Annotated in this window: 21 protein-coding genes; all 21 read right to left on the bottom strand. The window is 66.4% G+C overall.

Going from position 1 to position 18954, the window contains the following annotated elements; all coding sequences use genetic code 11:
• Window positions 1-86: 86 nt before the first annotated feature.
• A complete protein-coding gene (gene lepB / locus NQ034_RS05095) occupies window positions 87-641 on the bottom strand; it encodes a signal peptidase I (RefSeq protein ID WP_257047407.1) in 555 nt (184 codons plus the stop codon).
• A gap of 53 nt (window positions 642-694) precedes the next feature.
• A complete protein-coding gene (rplS, locus tag NQ034_RS05090; RefSeq protein WP_257047405.1) occupies window positions 695-1036 on the bottom strand; it encodes a 50S ribosomal protein L19 in 342 nt (113 codons plus the stop codon).
• A gap of 328 nt (window positions 1037-1364) precedes the next feature.
• Window positions 1365-1565: a hypothetical protein gene (locus tag NQ034_RS05085; protein ID WP_257047404.1), complete on the bottom strand. Its 201-nt coding sequence runs from the start codon at window positions 1563-1565 to the stop codon at window positions 1365-1367.
• 75 nt (window positions 1566-1640) lie between these two features.
• On the bottom strand, window positions 1641-2123 hold the full coding sequence (locus NQ034_RS05080) for a hypothetical protein (RefSeq protein ID WP_257047403.1): 483 nt from the start codon (window positions 2121-2123) through the stop codon (window positions 1641-1643).
• A 101-nt stretch (window positions 2124-2224) separates the two neighbouring features.
• The gene (trmD, locus tag NQ034_RS05075; protein ID WP_257047402.1) at window positions 2225-3076 is read right to left on the bottom strand and encodes a tRNA (guanosine(37)-N1)-methyltransferase TrmD; all 852 of its coding nucleotides are present in this window, start codon (window positions 3074-3076) and stop codon (window positions 2225-2227) included.
• A 3-nt stretch (window positions 3077-3079) separates the two neighbouring features.
• Entirely contained in the window at window positions 3080-3604 is a 525-nt protein-coding gene (gene rimM, locus NQ034_RS05070) for a ribosome maturation factor RimM (RefSeq protein ID WP_257047401.1), read from the bottom strand.
• Between the two features lie 157 nt (window positions 3605-3761).
• Complete coding sequence (locus NQ034_RS05065; RefSeq protein ID WP_257047399.1) at window positions 3762-3992, bottom strand: RNA-binding protein; 231 nt, start codon at window positions 3990-3992, stop codon at window positions 3762-3764.
• A 2-nt stretch (window positions 3993-3994) separates the two neighbouring features.
• Complete coding sequence (gene rpsP / locus NQ034_RS05060; RefSeq protein WP_257047397.1) at window positions 3995-4414, bottom strand: 30S ribosomal protein S16; 420 nt, start codon at window positions 4412-4414, stop codon at window positions 3995-3997.
• A 149-nt stretch (window positions 4415-4563) separates the two neighbouring features.
• Complete coding sequence (gene ffh / locus NQ034_RS05055; protein WP_257047395.1) at window positions 4564-6171, bottom strand: signal recognition particle protein; 1608 nt, start codon at window positions 6169-6171, stop codon at window positions 4564-4566.
• Window positions 6172-6341: 170 nt separating this feature from the next.
• The gene (locus NQ034_RS05050) at window positions 6342-6680 is read right to left on the bottom strand and encodes a P-II family nitrogen regulator (RefSeq protein WP_257047393.1); all 339 of its coding nucleotides are present in this window, start codon (window positions 6678-6680) and stop codon (window positions 6342-6344) included.
• Window positions 6681-6725: 45 nt separating this feature from the next.
• Entirely contained in the window at window positions 6726-8060 is a 1335-nt protein-coding gene (locus NQ034_RS05045; protein ID WP_257047391.1) for an ammonium transporter, read from the bottom strand.
• Window positions 8061-8230: 170 nt separating this feature from the next.
• Complete coding sequence (ftsY, locus tag NQ034_RS05040) at window positions 8231-9385, bottom strand: signal recognition particle-docking protein FtsY (RefSeq protein WP_257047390.1); 1155 nt, start codon at window positions 9383-9385, stop codon at window positions 8231-8233.
• A gap of 66 nt (window positions 9386-9451) precedes the next feature.
• Complete coding sequence (locus NQ034_RS05035) at window positions 9452-9892, bottom strand: hypothetical protein (protein WP_257047388.1); 441 nt, start codon at window positions 9890-9892, stop codon at window positions 9452-9454.
• Between the two features lie 172 nt (window positions 9893-10064).
• Window positions 10065-13763, bottom strand: coding sequence for a chromosome segregation protein SMC (smc, locus tag NQ034_RS05030; protein WP_257047387.1), 3699 nt, complete (start codon window positions 13761-13763; stop codon window positions 10065-10067).
• Between the two features lie 7 nt (window positions 13764-13770).
• Window positions 13771-14406: an isochorismatase family protein gene (locus NQ034_RS05025; RefSeq protein ID WP_257047386.1), complete on the bottom strand. Its 636-nt coding sequence runs from the start codon at window positions 14404-14406 to the stop codon at window positions 13771-13773.
• A 499-nt stretch (window positions 14407-14905) separates the two neighbouring features.
• Window positions 14906-15817 (bottom strand): bifunctional DNA-formamidopyrimidine glycosylase/DNA-(apurinic or apyrimidinic site) lyase, encoded by a 912-nt coding sequence (mutM, locus tag NQ034_RS05015; protein WP_257047384.1) that lies wholly within the window; start codon window positions 15815-15817, stop codon window positions 14906-14908.
• A gap of 36 nt (window positions 15818-15853) precedes the next feature.
• Entirely contained in the window at window positions 15854-16558 is a 705-nt protein-coding gene (rnc, locus tag NQ034_RS05010; protein ID WP_257047383.1) for a ribonuclease III, read from the bottom strand.
• Between the two features lie 21 nt (window positions 16559-16579).
• Entirely contained in the window at window positions 16580-16783 is a 204-nt protein-coding gene (rpmF, locus tag NQ034_RS05005) for a 50S ribosomal protein L32 (protein ID WP_257047381.1), read from the bottom strand.
• A gap of 2 nt (window positions 16784-16785) precedes the next feature.
• Window positions 16786-17304 (bottom strand): YceD family protein, encoded by a 519-nt coding sequence (locus NQ034_RS05000; RefSeq protein WP_257047380.1) that lies wholly within the window; start codon window positions 17302-17304, stop codon window positions 16786-16788.
• A gap of 177 nt (window positions 17305-17481) precedes the next feature.
• Entirely contained in the window at window positions 17482-17718 is a 237-nt protein-coding gene (locus tag NQ034_RS04995) for a hypothetical protein (RefSeq protein WP_257047379.1), read from the bottom strand.
• Window positions 17719-17767: 49 nt separating this feature from the next.
• The gene (locus NQ034_RS04990) at window positions 17768-18952 is read right to left on the bottom strand and encodes an MFS transporter (protein WP_257047378.1); all 1185 of its coding nucleotides are present in this window, start codon (window positions 18950-18952) and stop codon (window positions 17768-17770) included.
• Window positions 18953-18954: the final 2 nt, after the last annotated feature.

Raw genomic sequence — 18954 nt, 5'->3', positions numbered from 1 at the left:
TCAACCTTCCCCGATCACCATCCGCAATGGCGAGCAGACCAGGAGAACCGTCCCGGAACGTACCGGCAAGCCGCAGCGCCCGCACTTCAGTGCCCGATAACGGTTCCCAGCACGGTGCGCTGATCGATCATCCCGCCGCCCGGCGAGCCCAACAGGGCCCGGGAGTCGGTCGAATCGTCGCGGTTGTCCCCCATCAGCCAGATCCGTCCGGCGGGAACCTCGACGTCGAAGGTCTGCTTCGAGGCCTTCTGAGCCAGGGTCACATAGGGTTCGTCGACGGCTTTCCCGTTGATCTTCAGACGCCCATCCGGGCTGCAGCAGGTCACCCGGTCCCCGGCGACGCCGATCACCCGTTTCACGTAGAACACGTCACGTGGGCCCAAGCCGAACCAGCCGGCCACCTGGTGTGGCAGATCGGGCCGGTGGGCTGCGATGAAGGAACCCCTTCCGTCGATGACGACCAGATCGCCGCGCTCAACGGTGTGGGCCAGGCCCGCCGGGCGCCACACCCAGACTCGTTGGCCCGCGTGCAGGGTCGGTTCCATCGAGGCGGTGGGCACTGTGAACGTCTGGACGACGAAGGCGCGCAGGGCGCCGGCCAGCAGCAGTGCGGCGACGATCAGGCCCAGCCCGGATAGCACAAGGGTGCGCGCCCGTGACGGACGCGCACCCAAGTGGTGTGAGGAAGAGCGGATCAGCGCTTTTCCTTGATGCGGGCTGCCTTGCCGCGCAGGTCGCGCAGGTAGTACAGCTTCGCACGACGCACGTCACCGCGCGTGAGAACCGCGATCTTCTCGACCGTCGGGGCGTGCACCGGGAAGGTACGCTCCACACCGACGCCGAAGCTGATCTTGCGGACCGTGAAGGTTTCGCGCACGCCTTCGCCCTGACGGCGGATGACGATGCCCTTGAACTTCTGGATACGCGAGCGGTTACCTTCGATAACGCGCACATCGAGTTCGACGGTGTCGCCGGCGCGGAAGGCCGGGACGTCCTGCTTCATCGACTTGGCGTCGAGGAAATCAAGCTTCTGCATGTTTCTTCTCCTGTTGTCATGCCCCGGATCACTTCAACATCAATCAGGCTCCGCACACCGGTCACCCGGGCGCGAAAGGGTGTGATTCGTCCGCCGAGCCGGACTCCGAGGCCCCCTTGCGGGAATTCCGGCGGTCCGTCCCTGAACCGGGCCGAGGCCCCACTCATCCGAGCGGGCCCGGCACCGTAGGCTTCCGGCCCTCCGAGGCAGGCCGAACGCCAACAAACGCAATAGACAACTCTAGCCCAGCACCCGCACCCACTCAAGTGAGGTGAGACGCTTCACAGGGCCTGGTCGAGGACCTGAGCTACGCGGACCCGGCCGAGCTCTACGCCGGACCGTGTTCCTCAGCATTGGAACCGGTGCGCGCGATCCGGTTCCACAAGAACACCACATTCACCAGTCCGATGACGGACACCGCCGTCAGCACCGTCTGCACCCAGCCCCACGGGCCACCCAGAATCGGACCGATCACCTGGCCGAGGAGGACCAGCGAGAACGTCACTCCCAACAGGATTCGCAGAACCATGAACAATCACCACTGATCATTTGGTGTAGGAACAAGCCGCCTTGCAGTTCACGATACCAACCCCGCAGGACCGTGTCAGTCACGGATCCACTCATGAGGGTTCAGCAACGGTTCCGCAAGCAGGGCCGCTGCCAGCCCGTCATTACAGCCGACGACGGTGACGCAGGTGTCCGCGGTTGAGGCCAGGAACCAGGAATGGTCCCTGGCCCACAGATAACTCAGTTCGGTGAAGTGGACATCGCCCCAGCGCCGCCGAACCGCTGCGAAGGTGCAGTCCGCGAGCTCTCCGGACAACAGAACATAGTTCAGTCTGCCTTGGTACCAGGTGTTTTCCGGCTCTAGGAAGCCGCTGGACCGCCCCCGGTCCTTTTCATCGAAATACCCCGCATACAAAGCGAAATCGCAGATGGCGTCGGGACCCGCATAGTCCAGTAGGACATGATCGAGCACCGCAGCCTGTTCATCTGATAGGTCTTCGTCAACCGCAGGTTCGACGTTCGGGGACTGGATTGGGAACCGATCGTCCTCGACGAAGGTGGTGCCGGGATGCAGCAGCACAATCCACCGCGCGAACCGGTCGTCTGGGATCGAATCCGTCGACTCGACCCAGCCAGTGAACCAGTGGACTTGTGCATCGGGAACCCGAGTGATCATCCCAGTCAGTCAATGCCAGAGGATTGCCCGGGCAGCCCGGCTTCAACGGCCTCGGGCGCGTCCTGCTCGAGCAATTCCACCCGCAGTTCCTCGAGGAACTTCCGGTCCTTCTTGTCCAGGTTCGCAGGGTCCAGGAACTCCAGCAGGTCGGGGCGGGTGCGGGCCGTGCGCTCCAGGCTGCGCTCGCGCCGCCACCGGGCGATCGCACCGTGGTTGCCGCCCAACAGGATCTCCGGCACCTGCCGCTCCCGCCAGGTGTTCGGCTTGGTGTAGACGGGGTACTCCAACAGCCCGTCTTCGTGGCTCTCCTCTTCCAAGGACTCCGGATTGCCGATCACACCTGGGATCAGCCGGGCCACGGCCTCGATGATGACCATCGCGGCGACCTCTCCCCCGTTGAGCACATAGTCGCCCAGGGACACGAAGCGCACGTCGAAGCCCTCATGGGCCCAGTCGATCACCCTCTGGTCGATTCCCTCGTAACGCCCACAGGCGAACACCAGATGGTCCCGGCCGGCCAGTTCGTGCGCCTGCGCCTGAGTGAACCGCACGCCGGCGGGGCTGGGCACCAGCAGTACCGGCCGTTCGGCGCCCTCCCCTGCCGATTCCCCCTCCGGCCCACCGAGGGGAGCCGCCAGCATGGTGTCCAGCGCCTCACCCCAGGGTTCGGGCTTCATCACCATGCCGGCTCCCCCGCCGTAGGGGGTGTCGTCGACGGTGCGGTGCCGATCATGGGTGAAGTCCCGCAGATCGTGGACCTGCAGGGCCAGTTGTCCGTCCTCGATGGCGCGGCCGATCAGGGAGAGCTTCAGCGGTTCCAGATAGTCGGGGAAGATCGAGAAGACGTCGATGCGCACGGTTCAGTCCTCCGCCTGGCCCAGGTCCAGCAGCCCCACCGGTGGGTCGATCTCCACCCGCCCGGCCTCCGGGTCCACCACCGGCACGATCTGTTCGACGAAGGGCACCAGGGACTCGGTCCCGCCGGCCAGGCGCACGTGCAGCAGGTCCTGTACCGCACCTGGGGTGACCTCCACGACCTCGCCCACCGGCTGTGCGTCCGGTCCGGCATCCACCAGGTAGACCTGGGCGCCCACCAGGTCCTCGATGTACCAGGCATCGTCCTCGACGACGTCGTCATCGTCGACGATCAGCATGGTATTGCGCAGCTCCTCCGCGCGGTTGCGGTCCGCCACCTCGGCAAAGGACAGCAGCAGCCGGTTCTGATGCCAGCGCGCCCGGGTCAGCGTCAGGGTTCCCACGTCGGGGTCGGTGCCGAACTGTGCATCGGGAACGAACCGGGAATCGGGGTCGTCGGTGCGGACCTCGACGGTGACCTCTCCACGGATTCCGTGGGGCTTGCCCATCCGGGCGACGACCTGGCTCATGTGTTCTGCCTCTGTTCGGTGTTGGGGACGGCGGTATAAGAAGGAATGCTCTGCCACGATTTTATCGGCTGCACGGGCAATGCCAACGGCCGGTAGACAGCAAACCGCCGCCCCGGGTGAACCCGGGACGGCGGATCGAACTGCTATGACTGAAAGCTCAGGACTCGATGAGGTCGACCCGGATGTTGTCCGGGGCGGCCAGGGCGTTGATCACGGTGCGCAGCGCCTTGGCTGTGCGACCGGACCGGCCGATCACGCGGCCCAGGTCATCCGGGTGGACCCGGACTTCCAGAGTCGTGCCACGGTGCCCATGGCGTTCCTTGATGGTGACATCATCGGGATAGTCCACGATTCCGCGGACCAAGTGCTCCAAAGCCTTGTCGAGCATGCTCAGGCCTCAGCGGTCTCTTCTGCGGCGGCTTCCTGCGCGGGAGCCTCAGCAGCGTCGTCGCCACCCTTGGGGGTGATCGCTTCCTTGATGACCGACTTGCCCTCCGGGGCCACGTAGGCGGCCTTTTCCGGCTGCGCCTTCACGCGGCTGGTGGTGTCCTTGTAGCCCTTGAACTTGGCCCAGTCACCGGTCAGCTTCAGCAGCTTCTTGACCTGCTCGGTGGGCTGTGCACCGACGCCCAGCCAGTACTGCGCGCGCTCCGAATCGATCTCGATGACCGAAGGGTTGTGCGTGGGCTGGTAGATGCCGATCTGCTCGATCGCACGGCCATCACGGCGGGTGTGCGAATCGGCGACGACAACGCGGTAGAAGGGTGCACGGATCTTGCCGATGCGGGTCAGGCGAATCTTGACTGCCACTTTAGTGGTGTCTCCTTTTATCAATAGGGTGGGCGCACACCCCGTCCCGTGGGGTTGGGAGGTGTAGTTCGTCCGTGTTCTTGAGTGAAGCCCAGGTTGAGAGGGTCCCGACAGCACTCGAGTACAAGTGTTTATTATGCCAGAAGCACTTACTTCTTGCCAGTCCCGAAGCCGCCGAAGCCCTTGGGCAACTTGCTCAGGTCGAACTCCTCTTCGCCACCCATATCGATGCCGCCGAAGGCCGAGCCGACGGGGTCGGGCGTCTTGCCCTCGCGGCGCAACTGTGCCTGGCGCGCTTCCTCCGCCCGCTTGGCCGGATTGCCGGACTTGCCGCCCTTCTTCTTATTGCCCTTCTTCTTCGAGCTCTTCTTCGTGCCACCGCCGCCGGTGGGCATCCCCGGCATTGCGGGCATCCCGGGCATTCCGCCGCCCATTCCGGGCATCCCCCGGCCGCCCTTCTTGCCCATCTGGCGCATCATCTTCTGTGCCTGGGAGAAACGGTCCATCAGCTGGTTGACCGCGGTCACGGTCGTGCCGGAGCCCTTGGCGATGCGGGTGCGCCGCGATCCGTTGAGGATGCGCGGATTGCTCCGCTCCTGCGGTGTCATGGAGCGCACGATCGCCTCGATGCGGTCGATCTCACGTTCATCGAAGGCGTCAAGCTGCTCGCGGAACTGGTTCATCCCGGGCATCATGCCCAGCATCTTCTTCAGCGAGCCCATCTTCTTCAGGGCCGACATCTGGGTCAGGAAGTCGTTGAGGTCGAAGTCCTCGCCCTTTTCGACCTTCTTGGCGAGCTTCTCCGCTTCCTTCTCGTCGAAGGTCTTCTCGGCCTGCTCGATCAGGGTGAGGATATCGCCCATATCGAGGATCCGGTCGGCCATCCGGTCCGGGTGGAACTGCTCGAAGTCCGTCATGCCCTCACCCGTGGAGGCGAACATGATCGGCTTGCCGGTCACCTCGGCCACCGACAGTGCCGCGCCGCCGCGGGAATCGCCGTCGAGCTTCGAAAGGACCACGCCGGTGAAGTCAACGCCCTCGTTGAAGGCCTGGGCTGTGGCGACCGCATCCTGGCCGATCATCGCGTCGATGACGAACAGGACCTCGTCGGGGTTGACGGCGGCGCGGATGTCCGCGGCCTGCTGCATCAGTTCCTCATCGATGCCCAAGCGGCCCGCGGTGTCGACGACGACCACGTCGTAGAGCTTGGACTTCGCGACCTCGATGGAGTCCTTGGCGACCTGCACCGGATCGCCCACGCCATTGCCCGGTTCGGGCGCGTAGACGAAGGCGCCCGCGCGTTCGCCCACGACCTGCAGCTGATTGACCGCGTTGGGTCGCTGCAGGTCGGCCGCCACCAGCATGGGACGGTGGCCGTCGGATTTGAGCCAGTGGGCCAGCTTGCCCGCCAGGGTGGTCTTACCCGCACCCTGCAAGCCGGCCAGCATGATGACCGTGGGTGGGCGTTTGGCGAACTGGATCCGCCTGGTCTGCCCACCGAGGATCCCAATGAGTTCGTCGTTGACGATCTTGACGACCTGCTGGCCGGGATTGAGCGCCTTGGAGACCTCTTCACTCAGCGCGCGTTCACGGACCCGCCCCGTGAAGGCGCGGACCACGGCCAGGGCGACGTCCGCGTCGAGCAGGGCACGGCGGATCTCGCGGATGGTGGCGTCAACGTCGGCTTCCGACAGCCGGCCCTTGCCGCGCAGGTTCCTGAAGGTCGCCGACAACCTATCGGACAGAGAGTCAAACAACGGAAGTCCTTTGCCTAAGCGAATGCATACGGTGAACAAGGATACCAACCCGGCACGCATCCGGCCCGCAGGTATCGGAACCTGCGGGCCGGGGTGTGCTGTGACGGCTGGTAGGAAACGTCACAGTTCGGGGGTGGCCGTCCGGGCCCCTACCGGCCCGGTCGCATGTCTCAGAGGGCGGCCAGACCCTCTGAGCGGTCGGAGACGCGGATCACGGATTCCACCGCGGTGACCCAGACCTTGCCGTCGCCGGCAGTACCCTGGCTGGTCACGTCGAGGATCGCGGTGACCACCCGGGAGACGTTCTCGTCGACGACCAGGATCTCCAGTTTGAGCTTGGGCACCAGGTTCGTGGTGAAGGTCGCACCCCGGTAGACCTGCTTCTCGCCCTTCTGCCGGCCGAAGCCGGAGGCCTCCGAGATCGTCAACCCCTGTACGCCGGCGGCTTCGAGCGCCTGCCTGACATCGCCCAGTTTCTCCGGGCGGATGACCGCTGTTACCAGTTTCATTCTCTATTCCGTCCTTGTCTGTTCTGCGTCAGTTGAGCGCCTGCGCTACTTGTCCGCCTGGGCAACGCGCTGGGCCTCGTATTCGGCGAAGGTCTGGCTGACGACCGCGGCGCGCGGCAGCCCGCCGCCGATAGCGGCACCCGTGCCGACTCCGCCGAACTCGTAGGCGGTCTCCGCGTGTTCGTGCAGATCGATGCCCTCGACCTCGGCTTTCTCGCTGACCCGCAGGCCGATGGTCTTCTTGATGACCCAGGCGATGATGAGGGTCATGACCGCGGTGAAGACGATGGAGAACACCGCCGCCATCACCTGGGCGATCAACTGGGCGATGCCGCCGCCGTAGAACAGACCGCCGGCGGTGACGTCATCGGCGGGCAGGGCGAAGAAGCCCAGGGCCACGGTGCCGATGATGCCGGAGACCAGGTGGACGCCCACGACGTCCAGGGAGTCGTCGTAGCCCAGCTTGAACTTCAGGCCCACAGCGTAGGCGGAGCCCACACCGGCCAGGATGCCGATGATGATCGCGCCGATGACCGAGACATTCGCACAGGCGGGGGTGATGGCGACCAGGCCGGCGACCACGCCGGAGGCCGCGCCCAGGCTGGTGGGTTTGCCGTCGCGGAACCATTCGACCAGGATCCAGGCGACCATCGCCATCGCCGGGCAGACCAGGGTGTTGACCCAGATCAGACCGGCCTCGGTGGAATCGGTTGCGGCACCGCCGTTGAAACCGAACCAGCCGAACCACAGCAGCGAGGCGCCCAACAGGACCATGGACAGGTTGTGGGGGCGCTGGCTTGAGTCCTTGCCGAAGCCAACGCGCTTGCCGACCAGCAGTGCCAGGATCAGGGCGGCGACGCCGGCGTTGATGTGGACCACGGTGCCACCGGCGTAGTCGATCACGGTGCCGAAGGTGGATCCGAACCAGCCCTCGTCGGACAGCAGTCCGCCACCCCAGACCATGAACGCCAGGGGGCAGTAGACCAGGGTGACCCAGACGGGGACGAAGACGACCCAGGCGGCGAACTTGAACCGGTCCGCCACAGCACCGGCGATCAGGGCGACGGTGATGATCGCGAAGGTGGCACCGAAGCCCACCGAGATCATGCTGCTTTCCTTATCGTCGAGCAGAGTGCTCAGGCCGAAGAAGTCGAACGGATTGCCGACGACCTGACCCCAGGAGGAGCCGGCCGATTCCGAATACCCCCACAGGACCCAGACGACCGCGGTGATGCCGATGGCCAGGAAGACCATCATCATCATGTTCAGGGAGGCCTTGGCACGTGTCATGCCGCTGTAGAAGAATGCCACACCGGGGGTCATGAGGAGCACCAGGGCTCCACAGACCATCACCCAGGCGTCGACTGCCGTAAGTTCCATTTTTCCTACCAGCTGTTCTATCGGTGCACGCCCGGGTCGTGTTCGCCCGGAGCGCCTAACAGTGATAAGTCTGGAAAAGCGGTGTTTCAGATCACTCGTGTATCAGTTTCGGCGATGTAACGGAATCCACCGATTTGTTACGCCGGCGTTTCCGCCTGCTCAGTCTCTGCTCAGTCCTCCAGCAGAGCGTCCACGAACCCCTCGGCGGTGAACGGGGCCAGATCGTCGGCGCCCTCGCCCAGGCCGATCAACTTGACCGGGACCCCCAGTTCCCGCTGCACTGCCACAACGATTCCGCCCTTGGCGGTTCCGTCGAGCTTGGTCAGCACGATGCCGGTGATGTCCACGGCCTCGGCGAACACGCGAGCCTGCTGCATGCCGTTCTGGCCGGTCGTCGCATCGAGGACCAGGAGCACCTCGTCGATCGTATGGCCTTCGGCCAGGGGCTTGGTCGCGGTGCGCTTGACCTTGCCCAGCTCGTCCATCAAGCCCTTCTTGTTCTGCAGCCGGCCGGCGGTGTCGACCAGGACCACATCGGCGGCCTCGGCCACCCCGCGCTCCACGACCGTATAGGCCACCGATGCCGGGTCGGCGCCCTCGGCACCGCGCACGGTGTCCACCCCCACCCGTTCGCCCCAAGTGGTCAGCTGTTCGGCCGCTGCCGCGCGGAAGGTGTCCGCCGCGCCCAACAGCACGCTCTTGTCCTCGGCGACCAGGACGCGGGCCAGTTTGCCCACGGTGGTCGTCTTACCGGCGCCGTTGACGCCGACGACCAGGACCACGGCCGGCTGACCGTCGGTTCGCTCGGTCGCCAGATTCCTGTTCATCGTCGGGTCGACCAGGTTGATCAGTTCCTCGCGCAGCAGGGTGCGGACATGTGCGGGTTCACGGGTGCCCAGCACCCGCACGCGTTCGCGCAGCCGGTCGACGAGCTCCGTGGTCGGGTCGACGCCCAGGTCGGCCATGATGAGGGTGTCCTCGATGTCCTCCCACGTCGATTCGTCGAGGTGGTCGCTCGACAGCAGGGCCAGCAGGCCGTGGCCCAGGGCGTTGTTCGACTTAGCCAGACGCGCGCGCAGCTTGGCCAGGCGGGTACCGGGCTCGGTGGGCACGTCGACCGGTGGGCCCTCGACGACGGCCGAGGTGCCGGCCGGTTCCGCGATATCGGTCGCCTCGCCGCCGGGGACGGTGGCAACCGACACGGTCTCCCGACCCGTATTCTCATGGCGGTGGCGGCGCCGCGGTGCCAGCAGCACGAAGCCCAGGAGGACGAGCACCACCACGATCGCGATGATGCCGATGGTGATGAGGAGCTGTGTATCCACGGGTGTTCCCTTCGAAACGAGTGGGTGAACCTGCCGGTGCCCGGCGGCACGCGGTGGAACCGTCGGCTACCGGAACAGCAGGTTGAGGGTGGTGCGCAGACCGGTACCGCCCTTGGGGACCTTCCAGTGCCGGGTGCGCGGGCGCAGCGTCGCCAGGGGCGGGGCCGCATGACGGCGCGGCTGCGGATAGAGGATATATGAGTGATGGGCCAGGTCACCCGCCGCCGCCTGTTCCCTGGTCGCCAGGTGGCTGGTGGCGTCGTCGGTCCCGAAGTAACCGTAGGCCTCGTCGTCATAGCCGGTCCATTCGCGTGGCAGCCGGAAATGTGGGGAGGCCGAGTCGGAGGGCTGGAGCCGGCCCTCCCGGCGCAGGGCCGGAACGGCGACCAGGAGCACAACGGCGATGCCGATGCCCACACAGACGACCAGGCCGATCAACATGACCAGCACCCCGCCCACTCCCAGGACCGCCGGACCGTCTTCGGCCAGGGCTGCGGTGACGACCACTGAGGCTCCTTCCCGGGCGGCCCGAACCAGACTGCCGGGGTCGCTTTGGCTAATGCACAACGCGAATCATTCTAACCGGATGATCTTGTCAGATCCGGCGTATTCGTGTAGACGTCGGCAACATTCCGATAACGTATCCGATTTCACCCTCCCTGAACTGGGCCGTTGCTTATCACACCGACTGTGACTTCGATCGCTGCTCGTCATCGGCCCGCTTGACCAGGCGCTGCGAGATCACCGTGGAGATGCCATCGGCGCCCATCGTCACGCCGTAGAGCGCGTCGGCGATCTCCATCGTGCGGTTCTGGTGGGTGATGACGATGAGCTGACTGGACTCCTGGAGTTCTTCGAACACCGTGAGCAGGCGTTGCAGGTTCACATCGTCCAGCGCCGCCTCGACCTCGTCCATCACGTAGAAGGGGCTGGGGCGGGCCTTGAAGATGGCCACCAGCAGCGCAATGGCCACCAGCGAGCGCTCTCCGCCGGAGAGCAACGACAGGCGTTTGACCCGCTTGCCGGCGGGCCGGGCGTGGACCTCCACGCCACAGGCCAGCAGGTCTTCCGGGTCCGTCAGCGTCAGCGATCCCTCGCCGCCGGGGAACAGCCTGGCGAAGATCCGCTCGAATTCCCTGGCGGTGTCCGCGAAGGCCGCGGCGAAGGCCTCTTTGACGTGCTCGTCGACCTGTTCGACCAATTTGAGCAGTTCCGCCCTGGTCGATTCGATGTCGCCCAGTTGGGATTCCAGGAAGTCGTGGCGTTCCTTCAGCGCCGCGTACTCTTCCAGGGCCAGCGGGTTGACCTCCCCGATCGCCTTGAGTTCCCGCTGCGCGGCCTTGCGGCTCTTCTCGACCTCGGCGCGCACGAAGGGCTGCTCGGTCGATTCGCCGACCGGGACTGGCAGGTGCGGTCCGAACCTCTCGACCAGGTGTTCGACGCTTAAGCCCGTTTCCTCTTGGACCCGAGCGCTCAGTTCGGCCAGTTCGGCCTCGTAGCGTTCGCGCACCAGCCGGGCCTCGGCCTCCTCCTGGGTCTGTTTGGCCAGGCGCTCGGCCGCTGACTGCCGGGTGGTGCGCAGCTCTTCGAGATCCTCGCCCAGCGCACTGCGGGACTGCTTGGCCCGGTCCAGATCCGTTTCCGCCTTCGCCTGCGCGGCCGCCAACAGATCGCGCAGGCCCGTGGCAGCTGTGACGATCCGACCTGCGCGCTCACGGGAGACGCGAGCGCGTTCGGCGTCTTCTGCCACCTGTTGCGCGGCGGCCCTGGCGTCCTCGGCCCGCCGTTGCAGGGCTGCGACGCGATCGCCCAGGAACTTCGCGCGGTCTCCGGCAGTGCGCACCGCGATGCGCGCCTCCATCAGCTGTTCGCCCAGGTGCGCGATGCCCGCGGAGAGCTCGTCGCGGACGGCGCTCAGCCGCTCCTCCTCCGTTTCCCCGGCGGCCGATTCCGGACCCGCATCGGAGTCCTCCGCAGCCCGATCCGCCTCCCGCTGTGCCTGCTGCGCGTCCAGTTCTTCCAGGGTCCGCTGGGCGTCCTCCAGATCCTGCTGGGCCCGAGTGCGCCGCTGGGTCAGGGTGGAGTGGCGTTCGTCGAGTTCCGCTCGGCGGGAGTCGAGTCGGCTTGCCGCGGTAGTGGCCGCCGCCAACTCCTGGGCGGCCGAGGCCCGTCTGACCTCCGCTGCGTGCTCGGCCTGCTGCGCCGTGCGGTGGGCGGCCTCGCGGTCGGCCACGACCGCTGAGAATTCCTCACGGCGAGCGCCCAATTGGTCCAGGGCCCTGCGTTTGCGCTCGAGATCGGCCTTGGTCCGTTCGAGTTCGCCCGCCGCGGCCAGGCGCGCGCCCTCGGCATCGACGCCGCGGGAGACGGCCGTGGCGGAGTACAGTTCCCCGTCCAGGGTCGCGTAGCGCATGTCCCGTTCGGCAGCCTGTTCCAGGTCCGCTTCCACGGCTCCCCCGGCCAGCAGCTCCAGAGCGGTCTGCGCATCGGCGACGACCTGCACGTCGGCCAGCAGGGTCTCCAGCAGGCGGCCGACGGCGGGATCCGAGCATGTCACCAGATCCAGGGCCGGGACGGGCCCCGGCCGGGCCGAGGTGGGGGCGGGCACTGTGCTGTCCGTTGGCTCTGCGGATTCGGCAGGCTCTGCCGGCCCTGTGGACTCCGCAGGGCCGCCGGGGCCGGCGATCAACACCTCGATCGCGGTGCCCGCGTCCAGAGCTTCGAGCAGACCTGCCGCCGTCTCCAGGTCGGCTGCGAGCACCGCCTGAGCTCCGGAGCCCAGCGCTGCGGTCACCGCCCGTTCGGCCCCGGGGGCGATCCGCAGCAGATCCCCCAGTGCGCGGTCCACGCCGGGCACGTTGAGCGCCAGCACATCGGCCAGGTGCGCAGGTGTCCTGGCGCCCTCCTGCAGGGCCTGGGCCCTGGCTCCGGCCGCTGCCAGCAGACGCCCGGCCGATTGCACGCGGGTGTCCAGTTCGGCCAGGTCCCGCCGCGCCGTGGCCAGATCCTCGGCGGTCTGTTCTGCGGCCTCACTCAGACCGGTCCCGGAATCGTTCAGATCCGCGACCCTGGCGCGGACCCGGTCGGCAAGTTCCTTGGCCCGGCGGTGTTCGTCGGCCAGGTTCGCAGCCTGGGCATCCAGGTCCGCGAGGTCCGCGGCGGTTCGCTGAAGTTCGTTCTGCGCGGATTCGATGGTGTTCTCGGCCCTGGCCCGGCGCTCGACCAGCTGTGACTGGGCTGCCCGCAGTTCGCCCAGTCGGGCCTCGGTATCCGTCAGCCCGGCCTGGGCCGCGTCCTTCTGTGCCGTAAGTTCGTCTACCTGGGCCTGGCGCTTCTGACTCAGCTTGACCGCCTCGGCCTGTTCTGCCGCATAGCGTTTGGCCTTCGCCAGAGTGGCCTCCGGGGTCTCGCCCTGCTCCGGTGCCACCGGGGCGCGGTCGAAGAAGCCAATCCGGTCCTCGGCCCGTTGGGCCAGCGCACGCGCCCGGGCGGCCGCACCGTCGAGGTCGCGCACCAGCGCGGTCAGGTCCTCGGCCCTGGTCTCGAGTTTCGCCAGGTCCGCGGTGCCGGCTGAGATTCGGCGGTCGAGTTCGGCCAGTTCGAGTTGCAGTTCCTCTTTCGCCTTCGCCGCGACCTGCGGTGAGGTCCCGGCTTCCAGCTTGGCGCTGAGCCTGACCACGTCGTCGGCGGCCAGCCGGGCCTCGGCGTCGCGCAGCACCGCTTGCACGCCCTGGGCGCGTTTGGCCGCCTGCGCCTGCCGGCCCAGGGGTTCGAGCTGATCGGACAGTTCGGCGCGCAGGTCGTTCACCCGGTCGAGGTTCGCCTGCAGGCCGGTGAGTTTGCGCAGGGCCTTGTCCTTGCGGCGGCGGTGTTTGAGGACGCCGGCCGCCTCTTCGATGAAGCCGCGCCGGTCAAAGGGGTCGGCGTGGAGGATCTCGTCGAGCCGCCCCTGGCCCACGATGACGTGCATCTCCTTGCCCAGGCCGGAGTCGTTGAGCAGTTCCTGGATGTCGAGCAGGCGCGCGGGGCTGCCGTTGATCGAGTACTCGCTGCCGCCGGAGCGGAACAGGGTGCGGGTGATGGTGACTTCCGTGTAGTCGATCGGGATGGCGCCGTCGGTGTTGTCGATCGTCAGCGACACCTCGGCGCGGCCCAGCGGTTGGCGTTTGCCGGTGCCGGCGAAGATGACGTCCTCCATCTTCGAACCGCGCAGGTTCTTCGCGCCCTGTTCGCCCATCACCCAGGCCAGGGCGTCGACGACATTCGATTTGCCCGACCCGTTGGGGCCCACCACGCAGGTGATTCCGGGTTCGAGTTCCATCCGGGTGGCCGAGGCGAAGCTCTTGAACCCGCGCAGGGTCAACGTCTTGAGAAACATGGTGGGTTCAGTTTATCGGTTGGCCCTCGCTCAGCAGGGCTCCGGCGGTGCGCATCTCCTCCAGTGCCGCCGCCGAGGTCTCCGGTGCCACCCCGGCGATCAGGCCGGTGAGCAGCCGCACGCTGAACCCCGCGGCGAGGGCGTCGAGCACGCTGGCCCGCACGCAATGGTCCGTGGCGATCCCAACCACGTCAACGGCCTCGACCCCGGCCTCGTGCAGCACGGCGGTCAGGCCCCGGCCGTCGGCCGTCCGACCTTCGAAGGCGGAGTAGGCGGGCACGCCCATGCCCTTGAGCACGTGCACGTCGATGGCCGCCGTGGCCAGGGCCGGATGGTAGTCCGCGCCCGAGGTCCCCTGCACACAGTGCACGGGCCAGGTCGTGGAGAAGTCGGGGGCCTCGTCCGGCGCTGCGAAGTGCCCGCCGTTGTCGTTGCCGGCTTCGTGCCAGTCGCGCGAGGCCGCGATCAGGGCATAGGGCGCCTGGGCTGAATTGCCAGTGGTAAAGTCCCGGGGTCGGTGCGCGGCCAACAACGCCGCCACGTCCTGGGCCACGGCGGAACCTCCGGCGACACCCAGGGCGCCGCCCTCGCAGAAGTCGTTCTGCACATCGACGATCAACAGTGCTCTGCTCGTGTGGCTCATGGGTACAAGCCTATTGCGCGCGGGGCCAGCCGACCAGGGTCGCGATCATTAAAAAAGATAGCAAAAGACCACTATGCTGGCAGCGAAGATCCCACCTGGATTTTATGAATAGGTTCAGACATGCGCATATTATACTTAGCAATTGGACTACTGCTTGTGATCATTGGAATCGCGCTATCAGTTCTTGGATACTTTCTGAACTCCAACATGAGCACATCCGGAGCGAATATCGGAGCCGGCATACTCGTGCTGGCTGGAATATCCGTAACGACGATCGGCACGATTCTGATACTGAGCTGGGCGGTATTGCAGGTGATTTCCTTGAAAAAGGCGCGACGGACTGGTCCCGATGAGGTATAGCCTCTTTCGTTCCGATGGCGAGACCAGTCAGGTGTCAGTAATGGTGACGGGCCTACAGGATCACGAGATCCTCGTCGGCGACTAAATAAACGAGCCGGCGCTCATCGGTGATCCGTCGTGACCGCCTTTGTCCAGGGCCCTAGCGCTGCGGGCGCTGGCAGGTAGGACAGAAGTGGGTGCTGCGCCCACCCACTACGATTCGCTTGAGCGGGGTCCCGCACCGGGCGCACGGCTGGCCCTCGCGCCCATAGGCCTGCAGGGACCTGGCGAAGTAGCCGGATTCCCCATTGACGTTGACGTACAGATCGTCGAAGCTGGTGCCGCCGACCTCCAGCGCCCGGGCCATCACCTCGCGCGCGGCCTCGACCACGCGCACGACCCGGGAGATCCGCAGCCTATCGGCCAGGGCCAACGGATGGACTGATGCGGCGAACAGGGCCTCGTCGGCGTAGATATTGCCGATTCCGCTGAGCACCGATTGGTCCAGCAGAGCCGTTTTGATCGCCGTGTGCTTGCGTGCCAGGACCCGGGCCACGGCCTGCGGCTCGAACCCCGGTTCGAAGGGGTCGGGGGCGATGCGGGAGGCACTGAGCGCAACGGGCCGCGGCCGGCCCGCCGATGCGCCCCAGTTGGCCATTCCCGGCACGATCGGTTCAACGCCCAGATGGCCGAAGATCCGCTGGTCGATGAACCGCAGTTCGACATCACCGTTGCCGGGCGCGTGCAGGTCCATGATCGCCCTGGTGTGTTTGTGCACGGGGTCACCGGGCTGGTGGATGCGGAACTGCCCGCTCATCCCCAGGTGCACGGCCAGGGCCCGGTCTCCATCCAGCAGCGGCAGCCACATGAACTTGCCGCGGCGCTGCGCTCCGGTGAGCGTGGCCTCGGCCAGGTCAGCGGCGAACAGGATTCCCGCGCCGGCGGGGATGTCCCTGCGGGAGGTGGTGCCGAGGATCCGCTCGTCGAGCACGCGCACGCGCTGCACATGGGCGCCGGCCACCCAGCCGGCCAGGCCACGGCGGACGGATTCTACTTCGGGGAGTTCGGGCATGTCTCGGAGGTGTCGGGGGCAGGGCCGTGCGCCGGCTCAGCGATCCCAGCTCGGATGCAGGCGGACGATCTCCTTAACCGCGATTTCAGCGGCGACCAGTTCCGCGGCCTTCTTCGAGGTCCCCTCTCCGGAGCCCCAGGAGCGTTCACCGGTGAAAGCGGTGGCGGTGTAGACCCTGGCATGATCGGGCCCGCGGCCCTCCAAGGTGTAGGTGACCGACCCCAGTTCCAGGTCGGCCGCGGCCTCCTGCAGGGTAGTCTTGTAGTCCATTCCGGAACCGAGCACCACGGCATCGCGGATGCTGTCGTCGATCAGCCGGTGGACCAGGTCGAAAGCGGACTGTCTGCCGCAGGAGACGTAGCAGGCACCGATGATGGCCTCGACGGTGTCGGCCAGGATCGAGTCCTTATCGCGCCCACCGGTCAGGTCCTCGCCCTTGCCCAGGAGCAGGAAATCGCCGATCCCGTGTTCGCGCGCATGCCCGGCCAGGGCACGGGTGTTGACCACAGAGGCGCGTTTCTTGCTCAGTTTGCCCTCAGGCAGGTCCGGATTGCCGAAGAACAGCGATTCGGTGGACACCAACTGCAGCACGGAGTCGCCCAGGAACTCCAGGCGCTCGTTGGTAGGGATGCCGCCGTGTTCGAAGGCGTAGGACCGGTGCGTCAGGGCAAGACGAAGCGTCTCGGCGTCGATATCGACGCCGAGACGCTCGTTGAGTTCAGTCAGAGACTGCTCATGCAATGGAGGTAACCTCTGGATCGCTCAGATGTCGGCGACCTTGCGGCCCTTGTACTCCAGGAACAGGGGGGTTCCAGCGGAGTCTTCGACAACGCGGGCCTGGTGGGGGCGCGAGTACACAACGCGACCGTTCTCCACAGTCTTGACCAGGGTCGGAGCCTGAGCCTTCCACTGCGAACGACGGTGGCGGGTGTTGCTGCGCGACAATTTACGCTTCGGAACAGCCACGTCTAGCTCTCTTTCTCTTCAGACAACAATGTTTCCAGTTTAGACCAGCGCGGATCGGATTCGCCTTCCGGTTCGAAGTCGACTCCGGTGGTGAAGGTGAAATCGCCATCGTCATCCGTCTTCAGCGGCCTAAACGGCAAGCTCATCACCACTGCGTCACGAAGAGCGGGTTCCAGGTCGATCCGGCCGCGTTCCACGGCATAGGATTCCTCGTCTTCCGGGTCACGCTCGTAGACGAAGAGCTCGTTGAGCGGGACGTCGAGGTCCAGCTCCAGTTCTTCGAGCGTCCGGGCATCCTGCCCCTTGGCCACAGCCTTGACGGTGCCGGTGACATAAATGCCCTCGACCACGCTTTCCAGCTGCAGCGCAAGCTGCATGGGGTCCCCGGCCGGAATCCCGATCATTTCGATCCGCAGGTCCTGCGGCGCGGCAACGGTCTTCTCCAGCTTGAGCCATTCCCCCGGCTTGTCCAGCAGGTTCATGCTCCGCAGGTCGAGTTCGAGTTCAGAATGCTTGTTCATCTCTCTTCACTCCCCTCCGTCTTACCTTCGATTTCCGTGCAGCACACGCACTGACACGCAAGCAACAAGTCTATCAACTGGGGGTGTACTGCGCTAGTTCGCCCCAAGCGCAGCACATGTGACCTTGGGTACAGCACCTGTGCAGAGCATGCGGGCGCGCCCAGGACACCACGCACATCACCTGGTGCGGATGAACACCAGGACGCCGTAGGCCGCACTCAGGCCGGCCAGCATGGAGCCCGCGAAGCGCAGCACGCCGGCCACGGTGGGCCAGGCGCCCGGCAGTCCCGCCAACCACAGGGAACCGCCGAGGACCACCAGGCCGATGCCGAAGGCGACGAGCGGCCAGCGCAGTGCACGGGCACGCGTGCGCCGCGCAGGCTGCGGGGACCTCGGTTCCGGAGAAGACTTCACACCCCCAGTCTACGGGTGCGCAAGTGGTACCACCGAAAAGGCATGGCCCTCAGTCCCGCCGGCCCCGCACCGCATTGCTCAGCGTGGCGGCGGCACTGGCCACCAGCAGACCGCCGCTCATCACGAAGATCGCGGCCACGCCCACCGAGGCGCTCAGCGCCGAGGCCGCCAGTGGGAACGCCACCTGGCTCAGCCGGTTGCCGGCCAGGCGCAGCGACATCACGGCACCGCGGTTGGCGGCATCGGCCAGGGAGGACACCAGGGTCATCGTCAGCGGCTGGGTCATCCCGAAGGCGAACCCGCTGAGCACCATCATGAGCGCCAGGGGCCAGACCTGTGGGAACACCGGAATCGCGAACACACACAGGCCAGCCAGCAGACTGGCGGTCCACAGCAGCCGCAACAACCCCACCGTGTGCGTGAGCTGGGTGGTGAACAGCCTGGCCACGATCGTGGCCAGGGTGCGCACCGTGAGCAACAGGGTCACGGCCTCGACCGAGATCCCATGGGTCTGGCCCAGCACCGGCAGGTAGGCGCTCATCAGGTCGATCGCGGCCAGGGTCGACATGGACGCCAGGATCGCCGGCTTCATCCCGTGCAGTCCCAGCAGGGTGATGGGCGAGAGCGCCGCGGCCTTCGCCATCTCGCGGGAGACCCGCGGCATCCGGGGCCTGCGCATGATGCCGAACATGCACGGAATCGCCAAGGCCCCGAAGGCGCACATCACCCACATGCCGCGCACCGGGTCGACGTGGGCGCCTGACAGGCCGCCGCCGGCCACCAGGCCCGCGATCGGCATGCCCAGGGTCTGCCCGATGGACACGCCCAGGGTCAGCGAGCCGAACCGGGCGGTCAGATCACCGGCGGGGAAACTCGAGGGGATGACGGCCTGCGAGCCGACGGTCATCAGCAGCTGGCCGGTGCCCAGGCCCACCGCCGCGACGGCCACGCCCGCGATCGACGGGCTCAGGGCCGCGCCGGCCACACTCACGGTGGACAGCACGGTGCCCAACCACAGCACGGGGATGACGAAGCCGCGATCGACCTTGCGCCCGATGTAGATCGCCAGGAACAGCGGCACGATCGAATAGACGCTCGTCAGGATGCCGACGGCCGCGGAGCCACCACCCAGTTCCAGCGCCCGGTAGCTCATCAACACCTTGGTGGCGTTGAAGATCCCGTGCATGAAGATGGTGTGCAGGACCAGGAAGAAGAACCATCCGGGACGGAACACCC

It is taken from the genome of Brevibacterium moorei (genome assembly GCF_024580735.1).
Taxonomy (GTDB): Bacteria; Actinomycetota; Actinomycetes; order Actinomycetales; family Brevibacteriaceae; genus Brevibacterium; species Brevibacterium moorei.
The sequence above is the reverse complement of the archived record's forward strand: the minus strand, read 5'-3'. Positions and strand labels throughout refer to the sequence as shown.